This is a genomic window from Pseudomonas sp. W15Feb9B, assembly GCF_000828175.1.
Classification (GTDB): Bacteria; Pseudomonadota; Gammaproteobacteria; order Pseudomonadales; family Pseudomonadaceae; genus Aquipseudomonas; species Aquipseudomonas parakoreensis.
This window is the reverse complement of sequence record NZ_JTKF01000068.1, coordinates 1-20,492: the sequence shown is the minus strand read 5'-3', so window position 1 is coordinate 20,492 and position 20,492 is coordinate 1. Positions and strand designations below refer to the sequence as shown.

17 protein-coding genes and 2 pseudogenes are annotated in these 20,492 nt (G+C 60.5%); 8 read left to right on the top strand and 11 right to left on the bottom strand.

The window, feature by feature from the left end:
- Positions 1 to 58: 58 nt before the first annotated feature.
- The 3 genes and pseudogenes from OC71_RS28850 to OC71_RS26135 all read right to left on the bottom strand — a co-directional run.
- Positions 59 to 496, bottom strand: a pseudogene (locus OC71_RS28850) (methyl-accepting chemotaxis protein); the annotation flags it as partial.
- Positions 497 to 646: 150 nt separating this feature from the next.
- Positions 647 to 1,285 (bottom strand): annotated as a pseudogene (locus OC71_RS28845) (PAS domain-containing protein); the annotation flags it as partial.
- A 201-nt stretch (positions 1,286 to 1,486) separates the two neighbouring features.
- On the bottom strand, positions 1,487 to 2,800 hold the full coding sequence (locus OC71_RS26135) for an MFS transporter (RefSeq protein WP_041074831.1): 1,314 nt from the start codon (positions 2,798 to 2,800) through the stop codon (positions 1,487 to 1,489).
- A 340-nt stretch (positions 2,801 to 3,140) separates the two neighbouring features.
- On the opposite strand from OC71_RS26135, the gene OC71_RS26130 reads away from it, so the two are divergent.
- Complete coding sequence (locus OC71_RS26130) at positions 3,141 to 4,559, top strand: short-chain fatty acid transporter (protein WP_041074829.1); 1,419 nt, start codon at positions 3,141 to 3,143, stop codon at positions 4,557 to 4,559.
- A gap of 36 nt (positions 4,560 to 4,595) precedes the next feature.
- On the opposite strand, the gene OC71_RS26125 is transcribed toward OC71_RS26130, so the two are convergent.
- Together OC71_RS26125 and OC71_RS26120 are read right to left on the bottom strand one after the other, a co-directional pair.
- Positions 4,596 to 4,940, bottom strand: a complete 345-nt coding sequence (locus OC71_RS26125; protein ID WP_041074827.1) for a DUF86 domain-containing protein — start codon at positions 4,938 to 4,940, stop codon at positions 4,596 to 4,598.
- Complete coding sequence (locus OC71_RS26120) at positions 4,937 to 5,227, bottom strand: nucleotidyltransferase family protein (protein ID WP_041074825.1); 291 nt, start codon at positions 5,225 to 5,227, stop codon at positions 4,937 to 4,939. Before OC71_RS26120 ends, OC71_RS26125 begins: the two co-directional genes overlap by 4 nt.
- A gap of 148 nt (positions 5,228 to 5,375) precedes the next feature.
- Between OC71_RS26120 and OC71_RS26115 the strand changes: the two genes are divergently transcribed.
- The 3 genes from OC71_RS26115 (at position 5,376) to OC71_RS26105 (ending at position 9,061) form a co-directional block, all read left to right on the top strand.
- Entirely contained in the window at positions 5,376 to 7,070 is a 1,695-nt protein-coding gene (locus OC71_RS26115; protein ID WP_041074823.1) for an acid phosphatase, read from the top strand.
- A 117-nt stretch (positions 7,071 to 7,187) separates the two neighbouring features.
- On the top strand, positions 7,188 to 8,369 hold the full coding sequence (locus tag OC71_RS26110) for a hypothetical protein (RefSeq protein ID WP_041074821.1): 1,182 nt from the start codon (positions 7,188 to 7,190) through the stop codon (positions 8,367 to 8,369).
- Between the two features lie 176 nt (positions 8,370 to 8,545).
- Positions 8,546 to 9,061 carry an SET domain-containing protein-lysine N-methyltransferase gene (locus tag OC71_RS26105; RefSeq protein ID WP_041074819.1) on the top strand — a complete coding sequence of 172 codons (516 nt, stop codon included), beginning with the start codon at positions 8,546 to 8,548 and terminating at the stop codon, positions 9,059 to 9,061.
- A gap of 1 nt (position 9,062) precedes the next feature.
- Here the strand turns inward: OC71_RS26105 and can are convergent, their stop codons facing one another.
- Positions 9,063 to 9,707, bottom strand: coding sequence for a carbonate dehydratase (gene can, locus OC71_RS26100; protein ID WP_041074817.1), 645 nt, complete (start codon positions 9,705 to 9,707; stop codon positions 9,063 to 9,065).
- Positions 9,708 to 9,846: 139 nt separating this feature from the next.
- Here can and OC71_RS26095 point away from each other — a divergent pair, with 139 nt between their 5' ends.
- Positions 9,847 to 10,251, top strand: a complete 405-nt coding sequence (locus tag OC71_RS26095) for a hypothetical protein (protein WP_041074815.1) — start codon at positions 9,847 to 9,849, stop codon at positions 10,249 to 10,251.
- Positions 10,252 to 10,363: 112 nt separating this feature from the next.
- Here OC71_RS26095 and rimI read toward each other — a convergent pair whose 3' ends face one another.
- Both rimI and OC71_RS26085 read right to left on the bottom strand, forming a co-directional pair.
- Positions 10,364 to 10,816, bottom strand: coding sequence for a ribosomal protein S18-alanine N-acetyltransferase (rimI, locus tag OC71_RS26090; RefSeq protein ID WP_041074813.1), 453 nt, complete (start codon positions 10,814 to 10,816; stop codon positions 10,364 to 10,366).
- Positions 10,809 to 11,555, bottom strand: a complete 747-nt coding sequence (locus OC71_RS26085) for a hypothetical protein (protein ID WP_041074811.1) — start codon at positions 11,553 to 11,555, stop codon at positions 10,809 to 10,811. Before OC71_RS26085 ends, rimI begins: the two co-directional genes overlap by 8 nt.
- Positions 11,556 to 11,788: 233 nt before the next feature.
- On the opposite strand from OC71_RS26085, the gene mksB reads away from it, so the two are divergent.
- The 3 genes from mksB to mksF are packed head-to-tail and all read left to right on the top strand — an operon-like array spanning position 11,789 to position 16,600.
- Positions 11,789 to 13,072 carry an Mks condensin complex protein MksB gene (gene mksB, locus OC71_RS26080; RefSeq protein ID WP_041074809.1) on the top strand — a complete coding sequence of 428 codons (1,284 nt, stop codon included), beginning with the start codon at positions 11,789 to 11,791 and terminating at the stop codon, positions 13,070 to 13,072.
- Entirely contained in the window at positions 13,062 to 13,763 is a 702-nt protein-coding gene (gene mksE, locus OC71_RS26075; protein ID WP_041074807.1) for an Mks condensin complex protein MksE, read from the top strand. Before mksB ends, mksE begins: the two co-directional genes overlap by 11 nt.
- Positions 13,760 to 16,600, top strand: a complete 2,841-nt coding sequence (gene mksF, locus OC71_RS26070; RefSeq protein ID WP_003228206.1) for an Mks condensin complex protein MksF — start codon at positions 13,760 to 13,762, stop codon at positions 16,598 to 16,600. The genes mksE and mksF overlap by 4 nt, the downstream gene beginning before the upstream one ends.
- A gap of 216 nt (positions 16,601 to 16,816) precedes the next feature.
- On the opposite strand, the gene OC71_RS26065 is transcribed toward mksF, so the two are convergent.
- From OC71_RS26065 to OC71_RS26055, 3 genes are read right to left on the bottom strand one after another with little or no spacing between them, the layout of a single operon-like run.
- A complete protein-coding gene (locus OC71_RS26065; protein ID WP_041074805.1) occupies positions 16,817 to 19,120 on the bottom strand; it encodes a PqiB family protein in 2,304 nt (767 codons plus the stop codon).
- A complete protein-coding gene (locus tag OC71_RS26060; RefSeq protein WP_027612260.1) occupies positions 19,113 to 19,736 on the bottom strand; it encodes a paraquat-inducible protein A in 624 nt (207 codons plus the stop codon). Before OC71_RS26060 ends, OC71_RS26065 begins: the two co-directional genes overlap by 8 nt.
- Positions 19,723 to 20,382 (bottom strand): paraquat-inducible protein A, encoded by a 660-nt coding sequence (locus OC71_RS26055; protein WP_041074803.1) that lies wholly within the window; start codon positions 20,380 to 20,382, stop codon positions 19,723 to 19,725. The genes OC71_RS26060 and OC71_RS26055 overlap by 14 nt, the downstream gene beginning before the upstream one ends.
- Positions 20,383 to 20,492 lie beyond the last annotated feature (110 nt).

Here is a 20,492-nt window from a genome sequence, read left to right as displayed (position 1 = left end):
GATCAAAAGATCGCAGCCTCGTTGCACTCGGCAGCTCCTACAGGTATTGGCGGGGGAATCAGTTAGAAAGTTGATTGGCAAACTGCCCGACCGCATCCACCACTTTCTGCGCGCCGTCCTGAATCTCGACGATCACCGTGCCCGCCTCCGCCGCCAGCGCCAGGCCTTGTTCTGCCTGCAGCTTGCCATCGGTCATCAGGGCCACGGCGTTACGCGCCATCTCCTGGTTCTGCCGCACCACGCCGACGATCTCTTCGGTCGCCTGACTGGTGCGCGAAGCCAGTTGTCGCACTTCGTCGGCCACCACCGCAAAGCCCCGGCCCTGCTCGCCGGCGCGGGCCGCTTCGATGGCCGCGTTGAGCGCCAGCAGGTTGGTTTGCTCGGCAATACCGCTGATGGTTTTGACGATAGTCCCGATCACCTGCGACTGCTCGTTCAGTGCCTCGATGCCCTCACCGGCCGCCTGCATGTGGCGCGACAGATCACGCATCACATTCACCGCCTCGGTGACCACCGTGGTGCCACGTTGCGCGGTGCTGTCGGTTTGCTGCGAAGTGCTGTAGGCAATGCTGGCCGCGTCGGCAACCGCTTGTTCACGGTTGACCTGATCGGTGATCACCGTGGCGAATTTCACTACTTTGTACAGTTTGTTGTTGGCATCGACCACCGGGTTGTAGGACGCCTCCAGCCACACCGTACGACCATGGCTGTCGACACGCTTGAAGCGGTCGGCGACAAACTCGCCATTGTTCAGGCGACGCCAGAAATTCTGGTACTCGGCGCTGTTGTACTCCTCAGGCGTGCAGAACATCCGGTGATGTTTGCCTTTGATCTGCGCCAGGCTGTAACCCATGCCATGCAGAAAGCGCTCGTTGGCATTGAGCACGTTGCCGTTGAGGTCGAATTCGATCACCGCTGTCGAGCGCACCAAAGCGCCGATCAGGTTTTCGTGTTCGCGCGAGGCTTCGATGGTGCGGGTCAGGTCGCTGGAGAAGATCGAAAAATGCTTGATCCGCCCGTCCGAAGCGCGCACCGGCTGCACGATGGAGCGCAGCCAGGCTTCTTCGCCATTACCGCGCAGCAGGCGCACTGCGCCAGCGAAATGTTCGCCACGGGTCAGGGCGGCCTTGAAACGATGGTGAAAGTCATCGGCCTTCACGTGCGCCGGAACGATGTCTTCAATGGCGCGCCCCACCAGATCCTGGCTCTTGTAGAGCATCTCGCCGAGGAAGTTCTGGTTGACCGACTGAATCCGGCCATCGGGTTCCAGGGTCAGCACCAGCATCTCGCTTTCCAGGCTTTCCTTCACCTGCAGCAGGCTGGAGAGTTCTTCACGAAGAGTGGCCAGCTCTTGCTTGAGGCGTTTGTTGAACATGGGCAGATACCGATGGAAAGAAAGCGGGATGCAGACTAGCCATCGGCCTTGAATTTCTTTTCTGAAGAGCGCTTGAGACCCGTCGGTCAAAAATAGTTCACGGGCGTGCGATCAGACAGTTCCGGCCACCTGGCATTGCCCTGTACGCGGCATTCGCGAGCCGAAATACAGCGCACTCAACAGCCCCACCACGCCCATCACCGCACAGAACATCACGCAGATCCACGAGCTCCACGGCATCAGACCGATCAGCAACAGCGGTGTGATGCTCGCCCACGCGGCGTAGGCAATGTTGTAGGTGAAGGAGATGCCTGACACGCGAATTCGCGCCGGGAACAACCCGACCATCACCGACGGCACCGCCCCCACCACACCGCAGGCCAGGCCGGCGATGGCGTATGCCAGCCCGATCCAGTGACCGCCCATGATCAAGCAGCTGTAAAGCACGCCGATTCCCAAGGGCAGCAGCAGGCTATAGAGCATGACGGTGCGCCAGGCCCCCAGACGGTCGACCAGCAGCCCGGCGATCACACAGCCGATGTTGAGGAAGACAATGCCCAGCGCGCTCAGGGCGAAGGTATGGCTGGCGGTCATGCCGAAGGTTTTCTGCATCATGGTCGGCGTAATGACCACGAACACCACCACGGCCGAGGTCAGCACGCAGGTCAGCAGCATGGCCGGCAACATCGCCAGTCGATGCTCGCGCAGCACCGTACGCAGCGGCAGTTCAACCCGCGCTTCACGCTGCGCCTCCATGGCCATGAACACCGGGGTTTCGCTCAACCAGCGGCGCAGGTAAACACCGATCACGCCGAACACGCCACCGAGCAGGAACGGATAACGCCAGGCGTAATCGAGGATTTCCGCCGGGCTGAACACGTGTGCAAGGAAAGTCGCGGTCAACGCACCAATCAAATAACCGAAGGTCAGCCCGGCCTGCAAAAAGCCCAGCGCGTAACCGCGATGTCCGGCAGGCGCGTGCTCGGCGACGAACACCCAGGCACTCGGCACCTCCCCTCCAACCGCCGCGCCTTGCAGGATGCGCAGCGCCAGCAACAGCAGCGGCGCGAAATAACCGATCTGGGCATAAGTCGGCATGATCCCGATGAGCAGGCACGGCAGCGCCATCATCAGGATGCTCAGGCTGAAGACCTTTTTCCGGCCCAGGCGATCGGCGAAATGCGCCATCAGGATCCCGCCCAGCGGACGCGCCAGATACCCGGTAACAAAGATCCCGAAGCTTTGCAGCAGACGCAGCCATTCGGGCATTTCCGGCGGGAAGAACAACTGGCTGAGGGTCAGGGCGAAGAACACGAAAATGATGAAATCGTAGATCTCCAGCGCCCCGCCGAGGGCCGCAAGACCGAGGGTCTTGTAGTCGGAACGGCTGAACGGCGCCGGTCGGGCTGTGGATTGGGCAGTCATGGCAAAGCACTCTGGCAGGCAAAAAACCAAGGCGCTCATGGTCTACGCAAATCCGCCTGGGGACAACCCGTTAGACCATGGTCACGGTTTGGCAGAAACCTGCTCACAAAATGGCGGCGGTTGATTTACTGTTGAGGCTTGTCTGGCGGGACACATCTGAATCAGGTCTACCTCTGTGGCGAGGGAGCTTGCTCCCGCTGGGTCGCGAAGCGGCCCCCTCTGAACTTTAAAAGCAGGGGACTGCTACGCAGTCCAGCGGGAGCAAGCTCCCTCGCCACAGGGTTGTCGGGTTTGAATGTCCCAAGGACCACAATAACCATAAAAATCCGAGGTACTCCCTGTGGCCGTTGATATCGAAGATAGCCGCTCCGCGCGCTTTGCCTTGCGCTGTTCAAACTTTGCCGAACGCTGGTTCCCCGACTCCTGGGTGTTCGCCGCGTTGGCCGTAATCATTGTCGCGCTGGCCACCTTGGCCATGGGCGCCAAACCCACCGATGCCGCGATGGCCTTCGGTGACGGGTTCTGGAGCCTGATTCCGTTCACCATGCAAATGGCCTTCGTGGTGATTGGCGGCTACGTGGTCGCCAGTTCGCCGCCGGCGGTCAAACTGATCGACAAACTGGCGCGCATCCCGAAAAACGGCCGCTCCGCCGTGGCCTGGGTCGCGCTGATATCGATGGTCGCTTCGCTGTTGAACTGGGGTCTGTCGCTGGTATTCGGCGGTTTGCTGGTGCGCGCCCTCGCCCGCCGCACCGATCTGAAAATGGATTACCGCGCGGCCGGTGCGGCGGCGTATCTGGGCCTCGGCGCGGTCTGGGCCCTGGGCCTGTCATCATCGGCAGCGCAATTGCAGGCCAACCCGGCCAGCCTGCCGTCGGCGATCCTGTCGATCACCGGGGTGATTCCGTTCACCCAGACCATCTTCCTTTGGCAGTCCGGCGCGATGCTGCTGGCGCTGATCGTGATTTCGATCATCGTTGCCTACGCCACCGCCCCCGGCCCGAACTCTGCACGTGATGCCAAAGATTGCGGCATCGACCCGGCGTTCAATCTGCCACCGCTGCAACCGCGCACCCGGCCCGGCGAATGGCTGGAGCACAGTCCGCTGCTGATCATCTTGCTGGTGCTGCTGGCGGCCGGCTGGCTGTTCCACGAGTTCTCGAGCAAACCGGCGATCACCGCGATTTCCGGGCTCAACACCTATAACTTCCTGTTCATCATGCTCGGCGCGCTGCTGCACTGGCGCCCGCGCAGCTTCCTCGATGCGGTGGCCCGCGCGGTGCCGACCACCACTGGCGTGCTGATCCAGTTCCCGCTGTACGGCTCGATTGCCGCGCTGCTGACCACGGTCAAAGGTGCCGATGCGCAGACGCTGGCGCATCACATCTCGACCTTTTTTGTCAGCATCGCGTCCCACGACACCTACGCGCTGTTGATGGGCGTGTACTCGGCGATTCTCGGTTTCTTCATCCCTTCCGGCGGCGGCAAGTGGATCATCGAAGCGCCGTACGTGATGCAAGTCGCCAACGATCTGCAATACCACCTCGGCTGGGCCGTGCAGATCTACAACGCCGCCGAAGCGCTGCCGAACCTGATCAACCCGTTCTACATGCTGCCGCTGCTGGGTGTGCTCGGCTTGAAGGCGCGGGACCTGATCGGCTTCTCGTTCGTGCAATTGCTGGTGCACACGCCGCTGGTGCTGTTCCTGCTGTGGGTGCTGGGGACGACATTGGCGTATACGCCGCCGGTGATGCCATAGATTGACGAGATAGCACCTGCCTCAGGGCAGGTGCTATCAATGTTGCTCGGAGGGCAAAACTCTCAATAGCTCAGGCAAGGCAACCTGAACTGTTTCCCAAACGACATCCAGATTGATGTCGAAATAATCATGAGCGATCCGGTTACGCATCCCGCGCATGCTGCGCCAGGGAGTTTGAGTGTTCTGAGCCGCGAACTCCGGAAACCGGTCCATTATTTTGGTTGCCGCCTCGCCAATAATGACCAGGCTCATGATGACCGCTTGTTGCGTCCGTTTGTCGTCGACGAACTCTTCCTTGCTCAGACATTCGACGAAGACCCGCGCATCGCTTGCAGCTTGACGCATATGCTCAAGGTAATCGCCGAGCCGGTTCGCGATCATACGGGACGGGCCTGTTCAAGTACCTGCTGACGAAACTTCAGCGGAAGATCTCCTGGGGTCAACAGGTCGACGGTAACGCCCAGCAAATCTTCGAGCTCAACCTGAAGCCCGCCGAGATCAAACAAGGTGGTACCGGGCAATGGATCGACCAACAGATCAAGGTCACTGCCCTCCATATCGGTACCTAGCAGCGTCGAGCCAAACACGCGCGGATTGGCCACACGGAATCTGCCGACAACCTCACGAACGGCAGCTCGTTGCAGATCAAGAGCAATGGAAGGCTTCATGGTTCACTCAGGCCAGTTTCGCTATTGCAGCAGTCTAGCAGTGCGAAGGGGTCGTAGACACCGCACGATTTTGTAACCCAACCTTCACATCCACTTGCTAGCGTCCGCCCGAAACAAACTGAAACAATTAAGCAAAACGGGCTGACAGATGAAAGACGAAACAGACAGCACTGACGCACCTGAATCCGACACCCCCACTGACACCAGTCGCCGCCGCTTCCTCGGTGGAGTTGCCGTCCTCGGTGTGGGCGCGACGTTGGCCGGCTGCGGTAACGCCAGCAACGCGCCGGGCAAACCGGCCGAGCGCCCGCTGACGTCAGCCGAGCTGGACAAGGCCCTGCGCGATCAAGTGAAAACCGTGGTGGTGATCTACGCCGAAAACCGCAGCTTCAACAATCTGTTCGGTGATTTCCCCGGTGTCGAGAAGCCGCTGTCTGCGCTCAAACCTGCCGATTACCAGCAACGTGATCGCGACGGCAGCCTGTTGCAGACACTGCCTCCCGTCTGGGGCGGCGTGTTGCAGATCGGCCCGCAAACCCTCGATGGCGTAACCTACCCCAGCGCCACGCAGTTTCAGGAAAACCTGCCCAACGCACCGTTCGCCCTCAAAGGCCCGAACGGCGAAGACCTGCCATTCGGTCTGGTGACCCGCGATTTGTGGCACGTGTTCTATCAGAACCAGATGCAGATCAATGGCGGCAAGAACGATGGCTTTGTTGCCTGGGCCGATTCCGGCGGGCTGACCATGGGCCATTACGCTCAGAGCCGTTATTCCCTGCGTCTGTGGGACGTGGCTCAGGAATTCGTGCTGTGCGATAACTTCTTCCAGGGCGCGTTCGGTGGCTCGTTCCTCAACCACCAATACCTGATCAGTGCCACCGCGCCGTTCTATCCGGACGCGGCCAATTCGGTGGCCAAGTCGCAGATCGCCGCGCTGCAAAGCGCCGACCCGGCCGATCCACGCCTCAAGCCGCTGGAGGCATCGCCGGCCAGCGCCATGAGCGGCCCGCCGCAGTTCGGCCCGAGTGCGCTGACGCCGGACGGTTACGGTGTCAACACCCTTGCCCCGCCGTACTGGCCAACATGGATTCGTGACCCGGAGCGTCCGGCGTACTCCAAACCGGATCTGCCCAACGTGCTGGTGCCGCAGACCCACGAGCACATCGGCGACAAGCTGTCGAAGAAGAATGTCGATTGGGCCTGGTACGCCGGCGCGTGGCAGGCGACGCTGGATCAATACAAGGATTCCGGCGGGATTCCGAAGATCCCCAACTTTCAATATCACCACCAGCCGTTCAACTATTTCCAACAACAAGGCCCGGAAAACCCGCAGGAGCGCAGCAAACGCCTGCGCGATGCCGGGTTGGGGGATGAATCGAGCACCAACAAATTCTTCGCCGACGCCGAGGCCGGCAAGTTGCCAGCGGTCACGTTCTACAAACCACAAGGCAACCTGAATATGCACGCTGGATATGCCGACGTGGCCTCCGGTGACCGGCACATCGTCCGCGCCCTCAAAGTGCTGCGCGAAAGTCCGCAATGGAAAAACATGGTGGTGATCGTCACCGTCGATGAAAACGGCGGCTGGTGGGACCACGTGGCACCGCCCAAGGGCGATCGCTGGGGGCCGGGATCACGGGTGCCGGCACTGGTGGTGTCGCCGTTCGCCCGTAAAGGCACGGTGGATCACACGGTCTACGACACGGCGTCGATCCTGCGCCTGATCACCCGGGTGTTCCAACTGGAAACCCTCGACGGCCTCAAGCAGCGCGATGAGGCAATGATTGCCCGAGGCCAGAAACCCATGGGCGATCTGAGCAACGCCCTGCATTTTCAGGCGTGAGCCGAGTGCGGCGAGCTGACGAAAAAATCCGCGAATGACAGCTTCACTGTGCAACACGGCTGATCCAATATGAAGCGCCCCAAACTCCGGGGAACCCACGCTGAAAAGGATCTGAGCATGTTCAAACTCGCAGGATTTACCCCCGCCGCGCTGACACTCGCCGCGCTCACATTGAGCGCGGCGGCCCACGCCGATGTCGATCTGAAGCTGGGCAGCACCGAGCGCGTCACTCGTCTTTTTGCCTACCCCAACAACTGCAGCGTGATCTGCTATCGCAACTGGTCGCTGGAGCAGACGGTCGCCCACTATTTGAGCCAGAGCGTGCAGCGCGATGGTTACGCCAATGCCAAGGTGCTGGTAAAGAACGATAACGGGCAGATTTACGTTGAGATCAGTGGCGTACCGAAAGGCTACGACAAGCCGCTGTCGGCGCTGCTCGACGCCGGTGATCTGGCCTATACCGGCGCCAGCAAGCTCAATGCCGATGGCAAATGGGCGTACAGCTGGTACCTGTTCCTGCCGTTGGGCATGGCCCTGGAAAACCGCAAGAGCGTCGAGCTGCTGCACTTCCCGCCGGATTACTCGCTGACCCAGGCCCAGGATTACCTGCGCTCGAACACCACGGATCGCTGGGCCACGCTGTTGAGCGCCAACGGCATCCCGGCCGACCAGACGCCGGCCTATCAGACCATCATCGACATCGCCCCCATCGCAGCGCCGTCCAATGCCGGCAGTGACCTGGAAGGTGTCTACGACTACTTCAAGGATTATCAGACCACGCTGGTCAAGCAGTTCAGCCAGACCAGCGCCGGCACCACCCTGCCGATGGTCGCGTTCGGCGCACCGGTGCGTAACTGGATCAAGCAGCAGTATGGCCCGACCGTCGCCGTACTGGGTCTGGCGACTATCAGCCCGAGTGCGGGGGTGAACGTGCCGGTGCTGGGTTCGAACCATCCGAGCTACATCTGGTACGCCGCCGATCCGGCCAGCTACGACGGCGATGAAGCGAAAGCCGATGCCGCCGGCTTGAAGGTCATGGGCCAGGACTTGAGCGCGGCCTGCTGGCAGGCCGGGATGGGCAGCAAGCCCGGCACCGATGCGAAAACCCTGCTCAACAGCTGTACGCAAACCTGGCAAGTGACGCAAAAGGGCAAGACCTGCGAGTTGTTCTACACCTCGATCCGCAACCTGACCCCGGCCCAGGCTGCCGCCAAGTGCTCGACCACGCCGATCAAGGCACAACTGCAACAGCTTCAGGGCGAAATGCCGGACACCAGCGTTCCCGCACCACACCTCTGATGGGCTGAAAGCCTTCCCGTGTCAGTCGATGCTGACACGGGAAGCAGCCGATCACGCCTGTCAGATCTGACAGTAGACGCTTTGGCGTTTACGCGAGAGGATCGGATCCAAACATGTTGCAGCGCTGACAGGACGTCAGATCAAGGAAGTCGCAGCATTTGCCGACAGGGATCGTTATGAACAATCAGGCCCATCAGCATCACATCCCCCGGGACGCACCCGGCATTTACCCGTTTGCCGGATTGCCCGTGCGCCTGGGTTTCCCATCCAGCGAGGACTTCGAAATCGTTCAGCACGACGATGGCCGCGCGTCGGTGGTGGCGCGTCGGGCGTTCCTGCGGATCACCCGGATGTGTCGGGTGTCCGGGCAACTGCTGCCCTATCGCTGCCGCCAGACTCGCCAGCTACTGGCCGGCATCCATCTCTACGATCCGCGTTTTTGCGGTTTGCTCGAACATGCCTGCGACCCGAATGCGTTCCTCGACATGAGCGAACTGTGGCTATGGGCGCTGCGCGATATTCAGCCGGGAGAGCGCCTGACCATCGACTTCGCGGCCACCGAAGACCGTTTGCTGCAACAGTTCGCCTGTACTTGCGGCTCGCCGCGCTGCCGTGGGTGGATCACCGGTTACGATGAACCACCCACGATCGAGGGCCAGCACTTTTTGCAGCGCTGGCGACATCCAGACTGAGTTACAACGCTCCGACCGGGCGCAGACGGTACTGCGGCGGCAGTTGCTCGAAGCCGCTGATGGTAGTGTTCAGGCTTTTCCAGCGACCGTCCTTGATGCCGTAGATGCAACCGTGAATCGACAGGCTCTGGCCGCGATGCCAGGCGTTCTGGATGATGCTGGTGTGGGCGACGTTGGCCACTTGCTGGATAACGTTCAGCTCGCAGAGGCGGTCGACCTGTTCTTCCTCGGTCGGCAGCTTGGCCAGTTCTTCACGTTTTTCGTAATACAGGTCACGGATCGAGCGCAGCCAGCCATCAATCAGGCCGAACTGGCGATCCTGCATCGAGGCACGCACGCCGCCACAGCCATAGTGGCCGGTCACGAGAATGTGTTTGACCTTGAGCACGTCGACCGCGTACTGGATCACCGACAGGCAGTTGAGGTCGGTGTGCAGCACGACGTTGGCGACGTTGCGGTGTACGAACAGATCGCCCGGCAGCATGCCGACGATCTCGTTGGCCGGCACCCGCGCGTCGGAGCAGCCGATCCACAGATATTCCGGGGTCTGCTGGCGTGCCAGTTTGGCGAAGAACTCCGGATCTTCCTTGGTGATCGCGTCAGCCCAGCGCTCGTTGTTATCAATCAGGTCTTGTAAGTCGTGCATGGTTAAGGCCTCAAGAAAGATGCGCTGGTATGACAGACGACCACCCGTCGGGGTCACGCAAGGGACGCAAGTGTTTTCGTTGGAATTCCTGGGTGTGCGGTGAGTCCACTTAGTAAGGCCCACAGTATGAGGATTTGCCATGACTGATTCACGACGTCCGTACGATGCGGTGCAACCGGAACCGATCGATGATAACGAGGACCGCATGGGCTCGGTGCATGAACTGGATTTTGATGAAGAAGAACCCAGCGCCAGGATTGGTGACGAGATTCCGCCGCGAGAACGCGAGCAACTGATGCCCAACGAGCGCGTGCGTGAGGCCGGGTTGACCGGTGCATCGACGGCGGACCACGAGCCGACCGACGATGATCTGAGCCCGGAAACACTGATTCATGAAGATGGTGCGCGCGATGCCGAAGAGGCTGGCGCAGGCAATCAGGCGGATTGGGACCTGAGCATTGTCGACGAGGACGATATCGGCGGCGGCAATGGTCTGGATGAGGCGGAGCTGGCGCGGCGTGATCCGCTGGATGGCAATCGCTGATCTCCTGATGTGACGCGACTCACTGTAGGAGCTGCCGAAGGCTGCGATCTTTTGATCTTGCCTCTAAAAACAAGATCAAAAGATCGCAGCCTTCGGCAGCTCCTACAGGAGATCAGTCAACCAACGTGCAGGCCATGACCACAGCATCTTCGCGCCCGCCCACCGCCGGATAATAATCCCGGCGCCGGCCTATTTCGTTGAAGCCATAGCGCTCATACAACTTGAACGCTGCGGTATTGCTGTCACGCACTTCCAGAAAGCATTCCCGAGCGTCAGCCTTGTAGGCAATCGACATCAGATGCTCCAGCAACGTCAGCCCCAGCCCTCGCCCCTGATTCTCCGGTTTGACCGTGATGTTAAGCAGGTGCGCCTCATCCAGAATGATCTGCACCACGCCGTGGCCGACTTGCTGCTGGCCTTCGAACATCAGCCAGATCTGGTATTTGCCCAGCCCGTCGAGAAAAATCCCGCGCGTCCAGGGATGGCTGTACGCCGCGTATTCGATCTTCAATACCGCGTCCAGGTCCGCCTCGGTCATCGGGCGGAACGATACAGCTTCACTCATTCGATGGTTTCCAGCGCGCCATCAGCCGACGCATGGCTTGCCACACAGCGGCTTTGCGCTGTGGCTCTTCCATTAACAATTCCAGACCGGGAATGGCCCAGGCCAGGCCCAGGCCTTCGATCTGCAACTCACTGTTGAACGCTTCAGCGTCCGCTTCACCGGCAAAGCGCACCGCCGGCAGGCCAATCAACCACAGGCAGGCGCAAGGTGCCGCTTCCATCTGTACCGAGAGGAAACCCTGAACAAAGTCGCGTGCCGCTTCCGGACCTTGATCCATAGTGCCGCGGTTCAGCCAAGGCCAGCGCACCGGCTCGCCGACAATTTGTGGCGCATCCGGCAGACCGGCGGCGCGAAGCATGTCTTTAAGCAGCAGATAGGCCGGATCGCGGCTCTGGAACGCTTCGCCTGTGGGTAACTCCACCAGCAGCAGGCAAGCCCCGGCGCGCAGCAATTGCAGGGCGAAACGCGGGGGCGGCACCGGCGCGGGTCTGGCGACAACTGGCGCCTCTTCGACCTCTTCCACCGGTTTGGCGCCATTGCGCGTACTGGCCAGCGACGGGCGCGGCACTTCGATCTTCGGCCGTTCGACCGGACGGGCGGCAGGCTGCACCGGAGCTTCGGCCTGCACAACCGGCATCACCGCGACCTCTGGCTCAGGCTCGGGCATGTCCAGCAGCTCGGGCCGCGACGGGGCGGCGAAAGGCAATTCGGTGCGCGGCAGCCAGTTGACCACCTGCATGGCGTTCAAATAGGCGCGGCGGCGGGACTCGATTAGCAAAGGGTCGGCCACTTGTGGATAACTGAAGTGGGCTGATTCTACAGCCCTTCGTTCAAGATCGCTTGCTGTTGATCGATAGCCTTTACCTGGGCTCGCTCCCTTAGAAAATGCGACAGCCCGTCCCGAGAGTGAATCGCATCCCTCCTGATGCAGTACAATCGCGGCTTTTAATCGCCAACCAGCCGGCCATTCCGATGATCGAACCCAAGCGCGTCTTGCGCGCCCTCGCTGAACACTGGGCACTTCTGGAGCCACTGTGCGAGCACTTCGACCAAGGCACCCTGAGCCTCAACGAACTGCGCACGCAACTGGCCGCCCAACAACTGGACAGTACGCCGCAGGACATCACCAGCCTGCTCGACGTGTGGATTCGCCTCGACATTCTGGTACCCGTGGCGAAAAGCCCGAACCGTTTCGAGCTCAACGCGCAAATTCACGACTTCCTTGCCTATCTGCGCCGTGAACACCGGCTGGGCCTGTGCCTGGAGATCGAAGCCTATCTGCGCCACCTCGAACGGCTGGCCGGCTACATTCAGGACGCGTTCGACGTGCGCGACGGCAACGACCTCGCCCGTCAGTTGCGCTTGCTCGACATGCGCGTGCGCGACGTATTGAAGAAACTCGACAACGACGAACAGGCGCTGGTGGCCGTCGCCGAACGGGCCAAGACCAGCGACCGGCAGATTCCGCTGCGTCAGCGTTACGCCGAAGTGCTGGCAACCTGGGACGAATACGTCGAACCGATGATCGATCTGGTGAACGCCGACGGTGCCTTCGAGCAAGGCGTGCGCAAGGTCGAAACCGTGCTGCTGAAAATGCTCAGCGAACAGCAGCGCCTCGGCCATCTGGTCGATGACGACATGCTGCTGCGCACCCACGCGCGCATCCTCGAAATGCAGACCAGTGCCCAGCTGACCCTGCGTCATGCCCGCGAACTGTTGCTGCCGCTGCGGGAAGAAGCGCGCCGGCACAACGCCGTGACCCGTGGTGCCGCGCTGGCGCTGGCGGCGATTCGCCGCAAGGGCATCGACGCCGTACCGCAAGCGGCGATGCCGCTGTTCACCCGACCGCAAAGTACCTTCCTCGGCAGCGCCAGTCAGGTCGAGGCTTACGTCTACGCCCTGGCGCGTTTCGAGCCGAAACCGGCGCGGTTTCCCAAGGCGCACAAGACCCAGAAATCCGGCGATACGCCGCGAGCACCGCGCACCGTGCGCGAGATGGTCGAGCGTTGCGAAGAGTCCCTGCCAATGCCGGATCTGATGACCTGGCTGCTGGAGCAGGAACCGGACGGCGCCACCGACGAATTGCTCTACTGGTTCTCGCGCCTGTCGCGGGAAAAACGCTTCACCCGCGAGCGTCTGGAACGCCGCGAATACCACACTCACGAGCATCAGGTCAGCCTGCGCTCCTTCGCCCTGCTCTCGGCCCGCGACCCTTCCGCCGCCGAGGATTCTGCGAGCATCCCCAATGCATCTTGATCTATCCGAACTGTCCCAACTGGCGCCGATCTTCCGTGAGCTGTTCAAGGGCTACCACGTCAGCCGCCGCGACCCGGAACTGTACGCGCAACTGTCGAACTTCCAGGATCAATACCGCACGCTGTTCAAGGCACTCGGCTTCGAACTGGTCTGCGACACCCGTGGTTTCTACTACTTCGTGCCGGACATGGCCGCTGCGGCGGTGAACAAGACTGCGCAGCGCCTGGCGCTGTTCACCTTCATCCTCGTCGAGCATCTGGCCGATCAGGGCCGCGATCCGATCGCCGTGCTCGACGGTGGCAGCCTCGGCCGTGAAGAGCTGCCGTCGTTGCTGGATAAATACCGCGACCTGTTCATCCAGGCCGAAGTGCAGACCGTTGAAGAACTCGAAGAAAAAATCATGCGCCGCATGACTCAGCTCGGTTTCGCCGGTGAAGAAAACGGCGTGTACCGTTTCCTGCCGCCGATGCACCGCTTCCTCGATGTGTGCCTGTCGGTGCAGCAAGACCGCGATCTGGCGGCCAGCGTGCACAGCGTACTGCCGCTGCCAGCACCGGTGCTGATCGACGAAGAAGCCGAAGCCAGATTCCTCGAGACCGACGATCCGCTTGATCTGTCCGAATTCGAAGAAGAAAGCGAAGAAGACGCACTGGCCCGCGCCATTGCCGAAGAACAGGAGTCTGACGCATGAGCCAGGAACGCTACGGCATCCGCCGCTTTGCCCTTTTGAACACTGCCGGTTACAGCCTCGGCCTGTTTCCGCTGGAAGAACCGCTGTCGGTCTACGGCGCGAACAACCTCGGCAAATCCGCCTCGATCAACGCCTTGCAGTTTCCGATTCTGGCGCGCATGTCGGACATGAGTTTCGGCAAGTACAGCCTGGAGCAATCGCGGCGTTTCTACTTCGCCTCCGACACCAGTTACATCCTCGTCGAAGTCAATCTACCGCACGGCCCGCACGTGATCGGCGTGGTCGGCCGTGGCCCGGGCGGTGGTTTCGGTCACCAGTTCTTCGCCTACGCCGGCAAGCTCGATCTGGCGCATTACCAGAAAAACGACACCTGCCTGCGTCAGAAGGAGCTGTTCAGCAACCTCGAGAAAGAAGGCCTGAAAGCCTACGAACTCAAGCCGGACGAACTGCGTCGTTTGCTGGTGGGCGGTCACACCTCGATCCCGCTGGATCTGACCCTGATCCCGCTGCGCTCCACCAGCGAACAGAGCCTGAAAACCTTCCGCGCACTGTTCATCAACCTGCTGCACATGCGCGAAATCACTGCGGCCAAGTTGAAGCAACTGTTCCTCGATGCCTTCGAGCACAGCCTGCGTTCCGGCAGTGTCGACTACATCGCCGCGTGCGAAGAAGCCTTCCGCGACGTACGCCGGATGGAGCAGGACTACAACTCGCTGGTCGCTGCCGGCCCATTGGTCGAAGCTCTGGCCAACGGCGTGAAACAGCGCGATGTGCTGCGTGGCAAACTGCATCGCCTGTCGCCGCTGCTCGACTCGTTGCTCGGCACCTGGTCGGATTACGCCACGGCACGCAAGGAAGAGCTGACCATTCAGGCCGAACACTACCGTCGCGAGCAGGATGATCTGCAAAACGATCAGCGCGGTGGCACGCAGGAGCTGATGCGTCTGGAGCGGGAAATTTCCGGCATCCAGCGTTGGCTCGGCGAGTTGTCGGTGCTGAAGAACCGCTTCGCGCTGGTCGATGACGTCAAAGTGCTGGAGCAACAACTGCTCGCGGCCAAGGACGCGCACGACGAACTGGCCGGTGCGCTGGCACAGTCCCGGCAGTTCAGCGCCGAGGATCTGGAAGAACGTCTGCGCGATCTGGAAAAACGCCTGAAGTCGGTGAAGCAGCAACTCGATCATGCCGACAACAACAGCTATGCACGCCTGCGCGAAGAGTTCTCGCAGCAGGACGTCGAGCGCCTGATGCGCCTGTTCAACAGCGCGCTGTTCAGCCTGCCGCTGGGCGAACACGGCATTACCCTCGACGAGGATGGCGAGTGGGTCAAATCGGTCGAGCTGATCCTCGATGGCTTCAAGGGCGAGCGCTTCGAAGTGCCGGGCTTGTCGATCGACATCTCGCACATCGAGCCGCCGGCTCTGCAAGCGCTGGCCGACCGCGCCGCGCTGCGTGACCAGAAAGAGCGTCTGGAAAAAGAACTCAAGCAGCTCAAGACTCAGCAAGCCGTGGCCGCCGACCGCGCCGCGAGCAAGACCCAGACCGAAGCGCTGTACCAGCAAGTGCTGGATGCGCAGAAAGCCCTGGAAGATTTCCGTCGCACTCAAACGCTGAGCGCCGAAGAAGGCGACAAGCTCGAGCAACTGGCGCAGATGGAAGCCGCGCAGGACGAACTCAAGCGCTCCAGCGATGCGTTCACCGAGCGCGTCCAGCAACTGTCGGCCAAGCTGCAACTGGTCGGCCGGCAGATCGCCGACATGGAAGCCAAGCAGCGCACCCTCGACGATGCCCTGCGCCGCCGTCAGCTGCTGCCGGCGGACCTGCCGTTCGGTACGCCGTTCATGGATCCAGTCGACGATTCGATGGACAACCTGCTGCCGCTGCTCAACGACTATCAGGACAGCTGGCAAGGCCTGCTGCGCGCCGACGGTCAGATCGAAGCGCTGTACGCACAGGTGCGCCTCAAAGGCGTGGCCAAGTTCGACAGCGAAGACGACATGGAGCGCCGTCTGTCGCTGCTGATCAACGCTTACGCGCACCGTACCGACGAAGCCCTGACGTTGGGCAAGGCCCGCCGTGCGGCGGTCACCGACATCGCCCGGACCCTGCGCAACATCCGCAGCGACTACGACAGCCTCGAGCATCAACTGGCGCTGTTCAACCGCGAGATCAACAAGCGTCAGGTGTCCAACCTGCAGAGCTTCCGCATCGTCCTGGCGCCGAACAAGGAAGCGCTCAAGCACATCGATCAGATCATCCACAGCGCCGGTCAGTACGAAGAAGGCGAAACCCTGTCGGTGTTCGATCTGAGCCAGAGCGCCGAACAGGACAACAAGAACGAAGAGGCCAAGGAATACCTGGCACGGCTGGTGGCGGCGAACCACAACCAGCTCGGCCTCAAGGACTTGTTCGAACTGGCGTTCGAGATCACCAAGGTCAACGGTCAGCCGGTGATTCACACCGACATCGACGGCGCGGCCTCCAACGGCACCACCATGACCATCAAGGCGCTGACCAACATGTACTTGTTGCTGCACCTGATGGATCGCGACCTGGCCGGTCGCGTGCGCCTGCCGTACTACCTCGACGAGGCCGCAGACATCGACGAGAAGAACCAGGCCGCGCTGCTGGAAACCAGCCTGCAATTGGGCTTTGTGCCGATTCTGGCGAGTGTGAAGCCGCAAGTCTGCGCCAGCGTCGCCATCGACCTGGAAGGCGGCAGCGGCCCGGCGGGGATCTACATCGACGAGGCGGACTGGAAGTACATCCGCCGGCATGATGTGGTGAAGGCCACCGTCAACGTGCAAGCCGATGAGCCAGAGCTGGATGAGGTTTGATCGGCGTTAGCTGAAGGCAAAAAAAGGGCCGCGATCTGTTGGGATCGCGGCCCTTTTTTATGGCTTTGGGTTTGTGCTGAATAGGAGGACCTCATCGCTGGCAAGCCAGCTCCCACAGGTTTTTGCGTTGAACACACATTCTGTATACGACATGAAACCCTGTGGGAGCTGGCTTGCCAGCGATGGCGTCTTTGTAGACGCCACATCAATTCCAGATTACTTACCGAGCGAAATCTTCGGCGCCCAGGTCAACCACTCATCCTCGAACTTGTCGAACAGCGGGAACGTCTGCTCAGCCCGTGCTTGGGTGCCCATGCGCTCACCGTCCGGCGTAGCGAAGGCGATACCACCCTGAATCGCCGTCTCCAGCGACTCCGTTCGTACCGTCAGACCATTGAACAAGCCGATGTCGAAACCGACACCGCTGGTGTTCCAGAATCGGCTGCCGCTGCGCACCAACGGCGCGTATTTAGGCTCGATCAGAATGTGCACCAACACCCGGTCGGCCGTCTGGCCCAGTTCATAACCGGTGACCTTGCCCACGGTGATTTCGCGGTAGGTCACGGGCACGCCCGGTTTCAGCGAGCCACGCCGCGCGGCGCTCAACACCAGACTCAAGCCAGCCTCCTGCTTGCTCACTTCCGGCGGACTGGCCAGCGCAACGAAGTTTTTCTGCGGGCCGAGATTTTTCGCCGCCGGCTGCACCTCCACATATTGCCCGGTGACCAGCGTCTCCAGATTCTGGGTCTTGATCAGTCCCAACTCCGGCTTGACCACCCAGAACTGGCTACCGACCCGCGCAATGCGTTCCGGCACCTCGGTGATCCGCGCGGTAATCATCACGGCTTGCAGATCGTCGGTCAGATCGACGTCTTCAATCTTGCCGACATCCAGGCCCTTGAAACGAATCGGTGTGCCCGGGCGCAAACCATCGGCGCGGTCGACCTTGATCGTCACCAGCGTGCCTTTCTGGTTGGCCTCGTCATGGTTGGCGAACAGACGGAAGCGTGGAATACGCTTCTGCAGCGGCGCCTTGGCTTGCGGGGTTTCGAAAGCGATACCGCCGGCCATCAATGTCTGCAACGACTCGCTCTTCACTTGAATCCCGCCCGTCAGACCACCGGTGAGAGTGATGCCGCTGACATTCCAGAAGCGTGTCGACGCGTTGACCAGGTTTTCGTACTCCTTCTCGATATGCACGCCAATGACGATTTGTTTTTTGGTCTTGGAGAACTGATAGCTCTGAACCGAACCAACCTTGACCTGTTTGTACAGAATCGGACTGCCGACTTCGATCGAGCCGAGAACATCGGTGAACAGCACCAGGTGCAGGCCCGGGGCGCGCAGATCCAGCGGCGGCGCTTTTGGCCGTGCCTCGAATTCGCGTTTCGGCGCGGCACCCTTGTCGCCCGGGCGCACGGCGATGTAGTTGCCTTTTACCAACGCTTCGAGCCCGGTAATACCGGCCAGGGAAATCGACGGTTTGACCACCCAGAACTGCGTGCCTTCGACCAGGTAGTCTTCGGCCAGAGGATCCAGCGTCAGTTCGGCCGTGGCGCTGTTGAGATCCGGATCGATTTTCAACGCTTTCAGATTGCCGACCTGAATGCCCTTGTACATCACCGGCGTACGACCGGCCTGCAGGCCTTCGAAGTCACTGAGTTTGACCTTGACCCGAATGCCGGCAGCGGCGGCGTCGAAGTCCTCATACAAACGGAAAGGCAGGCTTGGATCGGTGGGCGGACTGTCCTTGCGGTTCTCCGGAGTGGCGAAAGCGATACCCCCGGCGACGATGCTCGCCAGGGACTCGCTGCGCACTTTTACACCCGACAGGTTGGCGTCGATGCTGATGCCGCTGGCATTCCAGAAACGTGTGTGTTTACGCACCAGTTTGGCGTAGGTCGGCTCGATGAACACTTTGAGCTCAACGGTGCTCTGGTCTTCAGACAGCACGTAGCTTTTGATCTGACCGACTTTGATCTGCTTGTAGAACACTGGGCTGCCACGGTTCAGCGAACCCAGGCGATCGGCCTTGATGGTCAAGTGCAGACCGGGCTTGGAGTCGGACAATGGCGGCTCTTCAGCCAAGGCCTTGAATTTGCGGGTCGGCTCGCCTTCACCCGGGCTGATGGCCACGTAGTTCCCCGAGACCAGTGTTTCCAGTCCTGTGATGCCAGCCAGGGTGACGCTTGGTTTCACCAACCAGAAGCGGGTGCTGGTCTTGAGGTATTGTTCGACGTCCTTGTTCATCTCCACAGTGGCGATCACGCCTTTGGAATTGCCTTCGTCGTCGAGCTTGAGCGTCTTCACCTTACCAACTGACATGCCTTTGTACATGACCTCGGTCTTGTTGGCCTGGATGCCTTCACCGCTTTCGAAGCGAACCTGAATCTCGATACCGGTTTCGTTATAGGCACGCCAGCCAAGCCAGCCGCCGATGATCAGGGCGATCAGGGGCAGTACCCAGATGGCAGACCAGTTGGAGGCCGGTCGGGTTTTTGCTACAGGCAAATCAGTCATGGTCGTCGTCCGACTCCGTGTTATCCCAAATCAGTCGGGGATCGAAAGTTACTGCGGCAAGCATCGTCAAAATCACCACACTGGCGAAAGCGATGGCGCCAAGATTGGCTTCGACACTGGCAAGCCGGCCGAAGTTGACGACCGCCACCAGAATGGCGATCACAAAGATGTCGAGCATCGACCAGCGACCGATGAACTCGATGAAGCGGTACATCCAGATCCGCTGCCGCGCGGACAACGGCTGACGTCGTTGCACCGAAAACAGCAGCAGCGCAATACCCACCAGTTTGAAGGTTGGCACCAGAATACTGGCGATGAACACCACTGCGGCAATCGGGATCATGCCGTGCTGCACCAACTGGATGACCCCGGACATGATCGTGCTCGGGTCGCCCTGACCCAGCGAGCTGACGGTCATGATCGGCAACACATTGGCAGGGATGTAGATAATCGCAGCCGTGATCAGCAGGGCCCAAGTTCGGGCCAGACTGTTCGGACGACGAGCGTGAACCAGCGCACCGCAGCGGGTGCAGGTCTGCTCGTCGGTGTCCGCATCCCGTTTGTTCAATTCATGGCATTCGGTACAGATCAGAATGCCCGCATCAATCGCCCGCATGGGCATCCTCTCCTGATAACGCCTGCCAGATCTGATGCGGTGACATCACCACTTCCAGCCAGACCTGAACCAACAACAAACCGATGAAACACGCCAGACCGAGGCCGACGGTGATGGCCGCCATGTCCGCCAGTTTGACGATCGCCACGAGGACGCCCATGAGGTAGACCTCGAGCATTCCCCAGTCTTTGAGGTGGTGATAAATGCGGTAGAGCAATAAGCCGTAACTGCGTCCGACGTTGAATCGAATCGTCAGCAAAACGAATAACTGGCACAGCAACTTCAGCAACGGAATAGCCATACTGCACAGGAATACAACGATCGAAACGCCCTGCATGTCCGTATTGAACAAGCCGAGCACGCCACTCCAGACCGTATCCTGCGAAGATTGTCCGAGGATATTGAGTTGCATGATGGGTAAAAAGTTTGCCGGGATGTACAGCAATAATGCTGCGATCACCAGGGCAAGGCTGCGCTGCACCACGTTATGGCGGTGGGCGTACAACTCGTAACCGCAGCGCGGGCAGAGCGCTTTCTCACCATGGGCAAGCTTGGGCTTGCGCATCAGCAGGTCGCACTCGTGACAGGCCACCAGGTCTTCCAGCGGTAAATCTGACAGCCCTGAGGCGTCAACCGGATCTGACATAAAGGCTCTGGCTCCGAAAAAGATGGGGCTATTCTAGTGTTCTGATTCGAAAATAACTGTGCAAAATTGTTCGCTGCCTAAGTAAAAATACTTTCCTGCGGACAAAACAA

Excerpts from the sequence above, each read along its gene's own strand:
- OC71_RS26120 (WP_041074825.1), bottom strand. The coding sequence starts at position 5,227 with ATGAAGCCTTCCATTGCTCTTGATCTGCAACGAGCTGCCGTTCGTGAG.
- mksF (WP_003228206.1), top strand. The coding sequence starts at position 13,760 with ATGAGCCAGGAACGCTACGGCATCCGCCGCTTTGCCCTTTTGAACACT.
- OC71_RS26055 (WP_041074803.1), bottom strand. The coding sequence starts at position 20,382 with ATGTCAGATCCGGTTGACGCCTCAGGGCTGTCAGATTTACCGCTGGAA.
- OC71_RS26105 (WP_041074819.1), top strand. The coding sequence starts at position 8,546 with ATGAACAATCAGGCCCATCAGCATCACATCCCCCGGGACGCACCCGGC.
- rimI (WP_041074813.1), bottom strand. The coding sequence starts at position 10,816 with ATGAGTGAAGCTGTATCGTTCCGCCCGATGACCGAGGCGGACCTGGAC.
- OC71_RS26085 (WP_041074811.1), bottom strand. The coding sequence starts at position 11,555 with ATGCAGGTGGTCAACTGGCTGCCGCGCACCGAATTGCCTTTCGCCGCC.
- OC71_RS26135 (WP_041074831.1), bottom strand. The coding sequence starts at position 2,800 with ATGACTGCCCAATCCACAGCCCGACCGGCGCCGTTCAGCCGTTCCGAC.
- OC71_RS26125 (WP_041074827.1), bottom strand. The coding sequence starts at position 4,940 with ATGATCGCGAACCGGCTCGGCGATTACCTTGAGCATATGCGTCAAGCT.
- mksE (WP_041074807.1), top strand. The coding sequence starts at position 13,062 with ATGCATCTTGATCTATCCGAACTGTCCCAACTGGCGCCGATCTTCCGT.
- OC71_RS26060 (WP_027612260.1), bottom strand. The coding sequence starts at position 19,736 with ATGCGGGCGATTGATGCGGGCATTCTGATCTGTACCGAATGCCATGAA.
- OC71_RS26095 (WP_041074815.1), top strand. The coding sequence starts at position 9,847 with ATGACTGATTCACGACGTCCGTACGATGCGGTGCAACCGGAACCGATC.
- can (WP_041074817.1), bottom strand. The coding sequence starts at position 9,707 with ATGCACGACTTACAAGACCTGATTGATAACAACGAGCGCTGGGCTGAC.
- mksB (WP_041074809.1), top strand. The coding sequence starts at position 11,789 with ATGATCGAACCCAAGCGCGTCTTGCGCGCCCTCGCTGAACACTGGGCA.
- OC71_RS26065 (WP_041074805.1), bottom strand. The coding sequence starts at position 19,120 with ATGACTGATTTGCCTGTAGCAAAAACCCGACCGGCCTCCAACTGGTCT.
- OC71_RS26115 (WP_041074823.1), top strand. The coding sequence starts at position 5,376 with ATGAAAGACGAAACAGACAGCACTGACGCACCTGAATCCGACACCCCC.
- OC71_RS26110 (WP_041074821.1), top strand. The coding sequence starts at position 7,188 with ATGTTCAAACTCGCAGGATTTACCCCCGCCGCGCTGACACTCGCCGCG.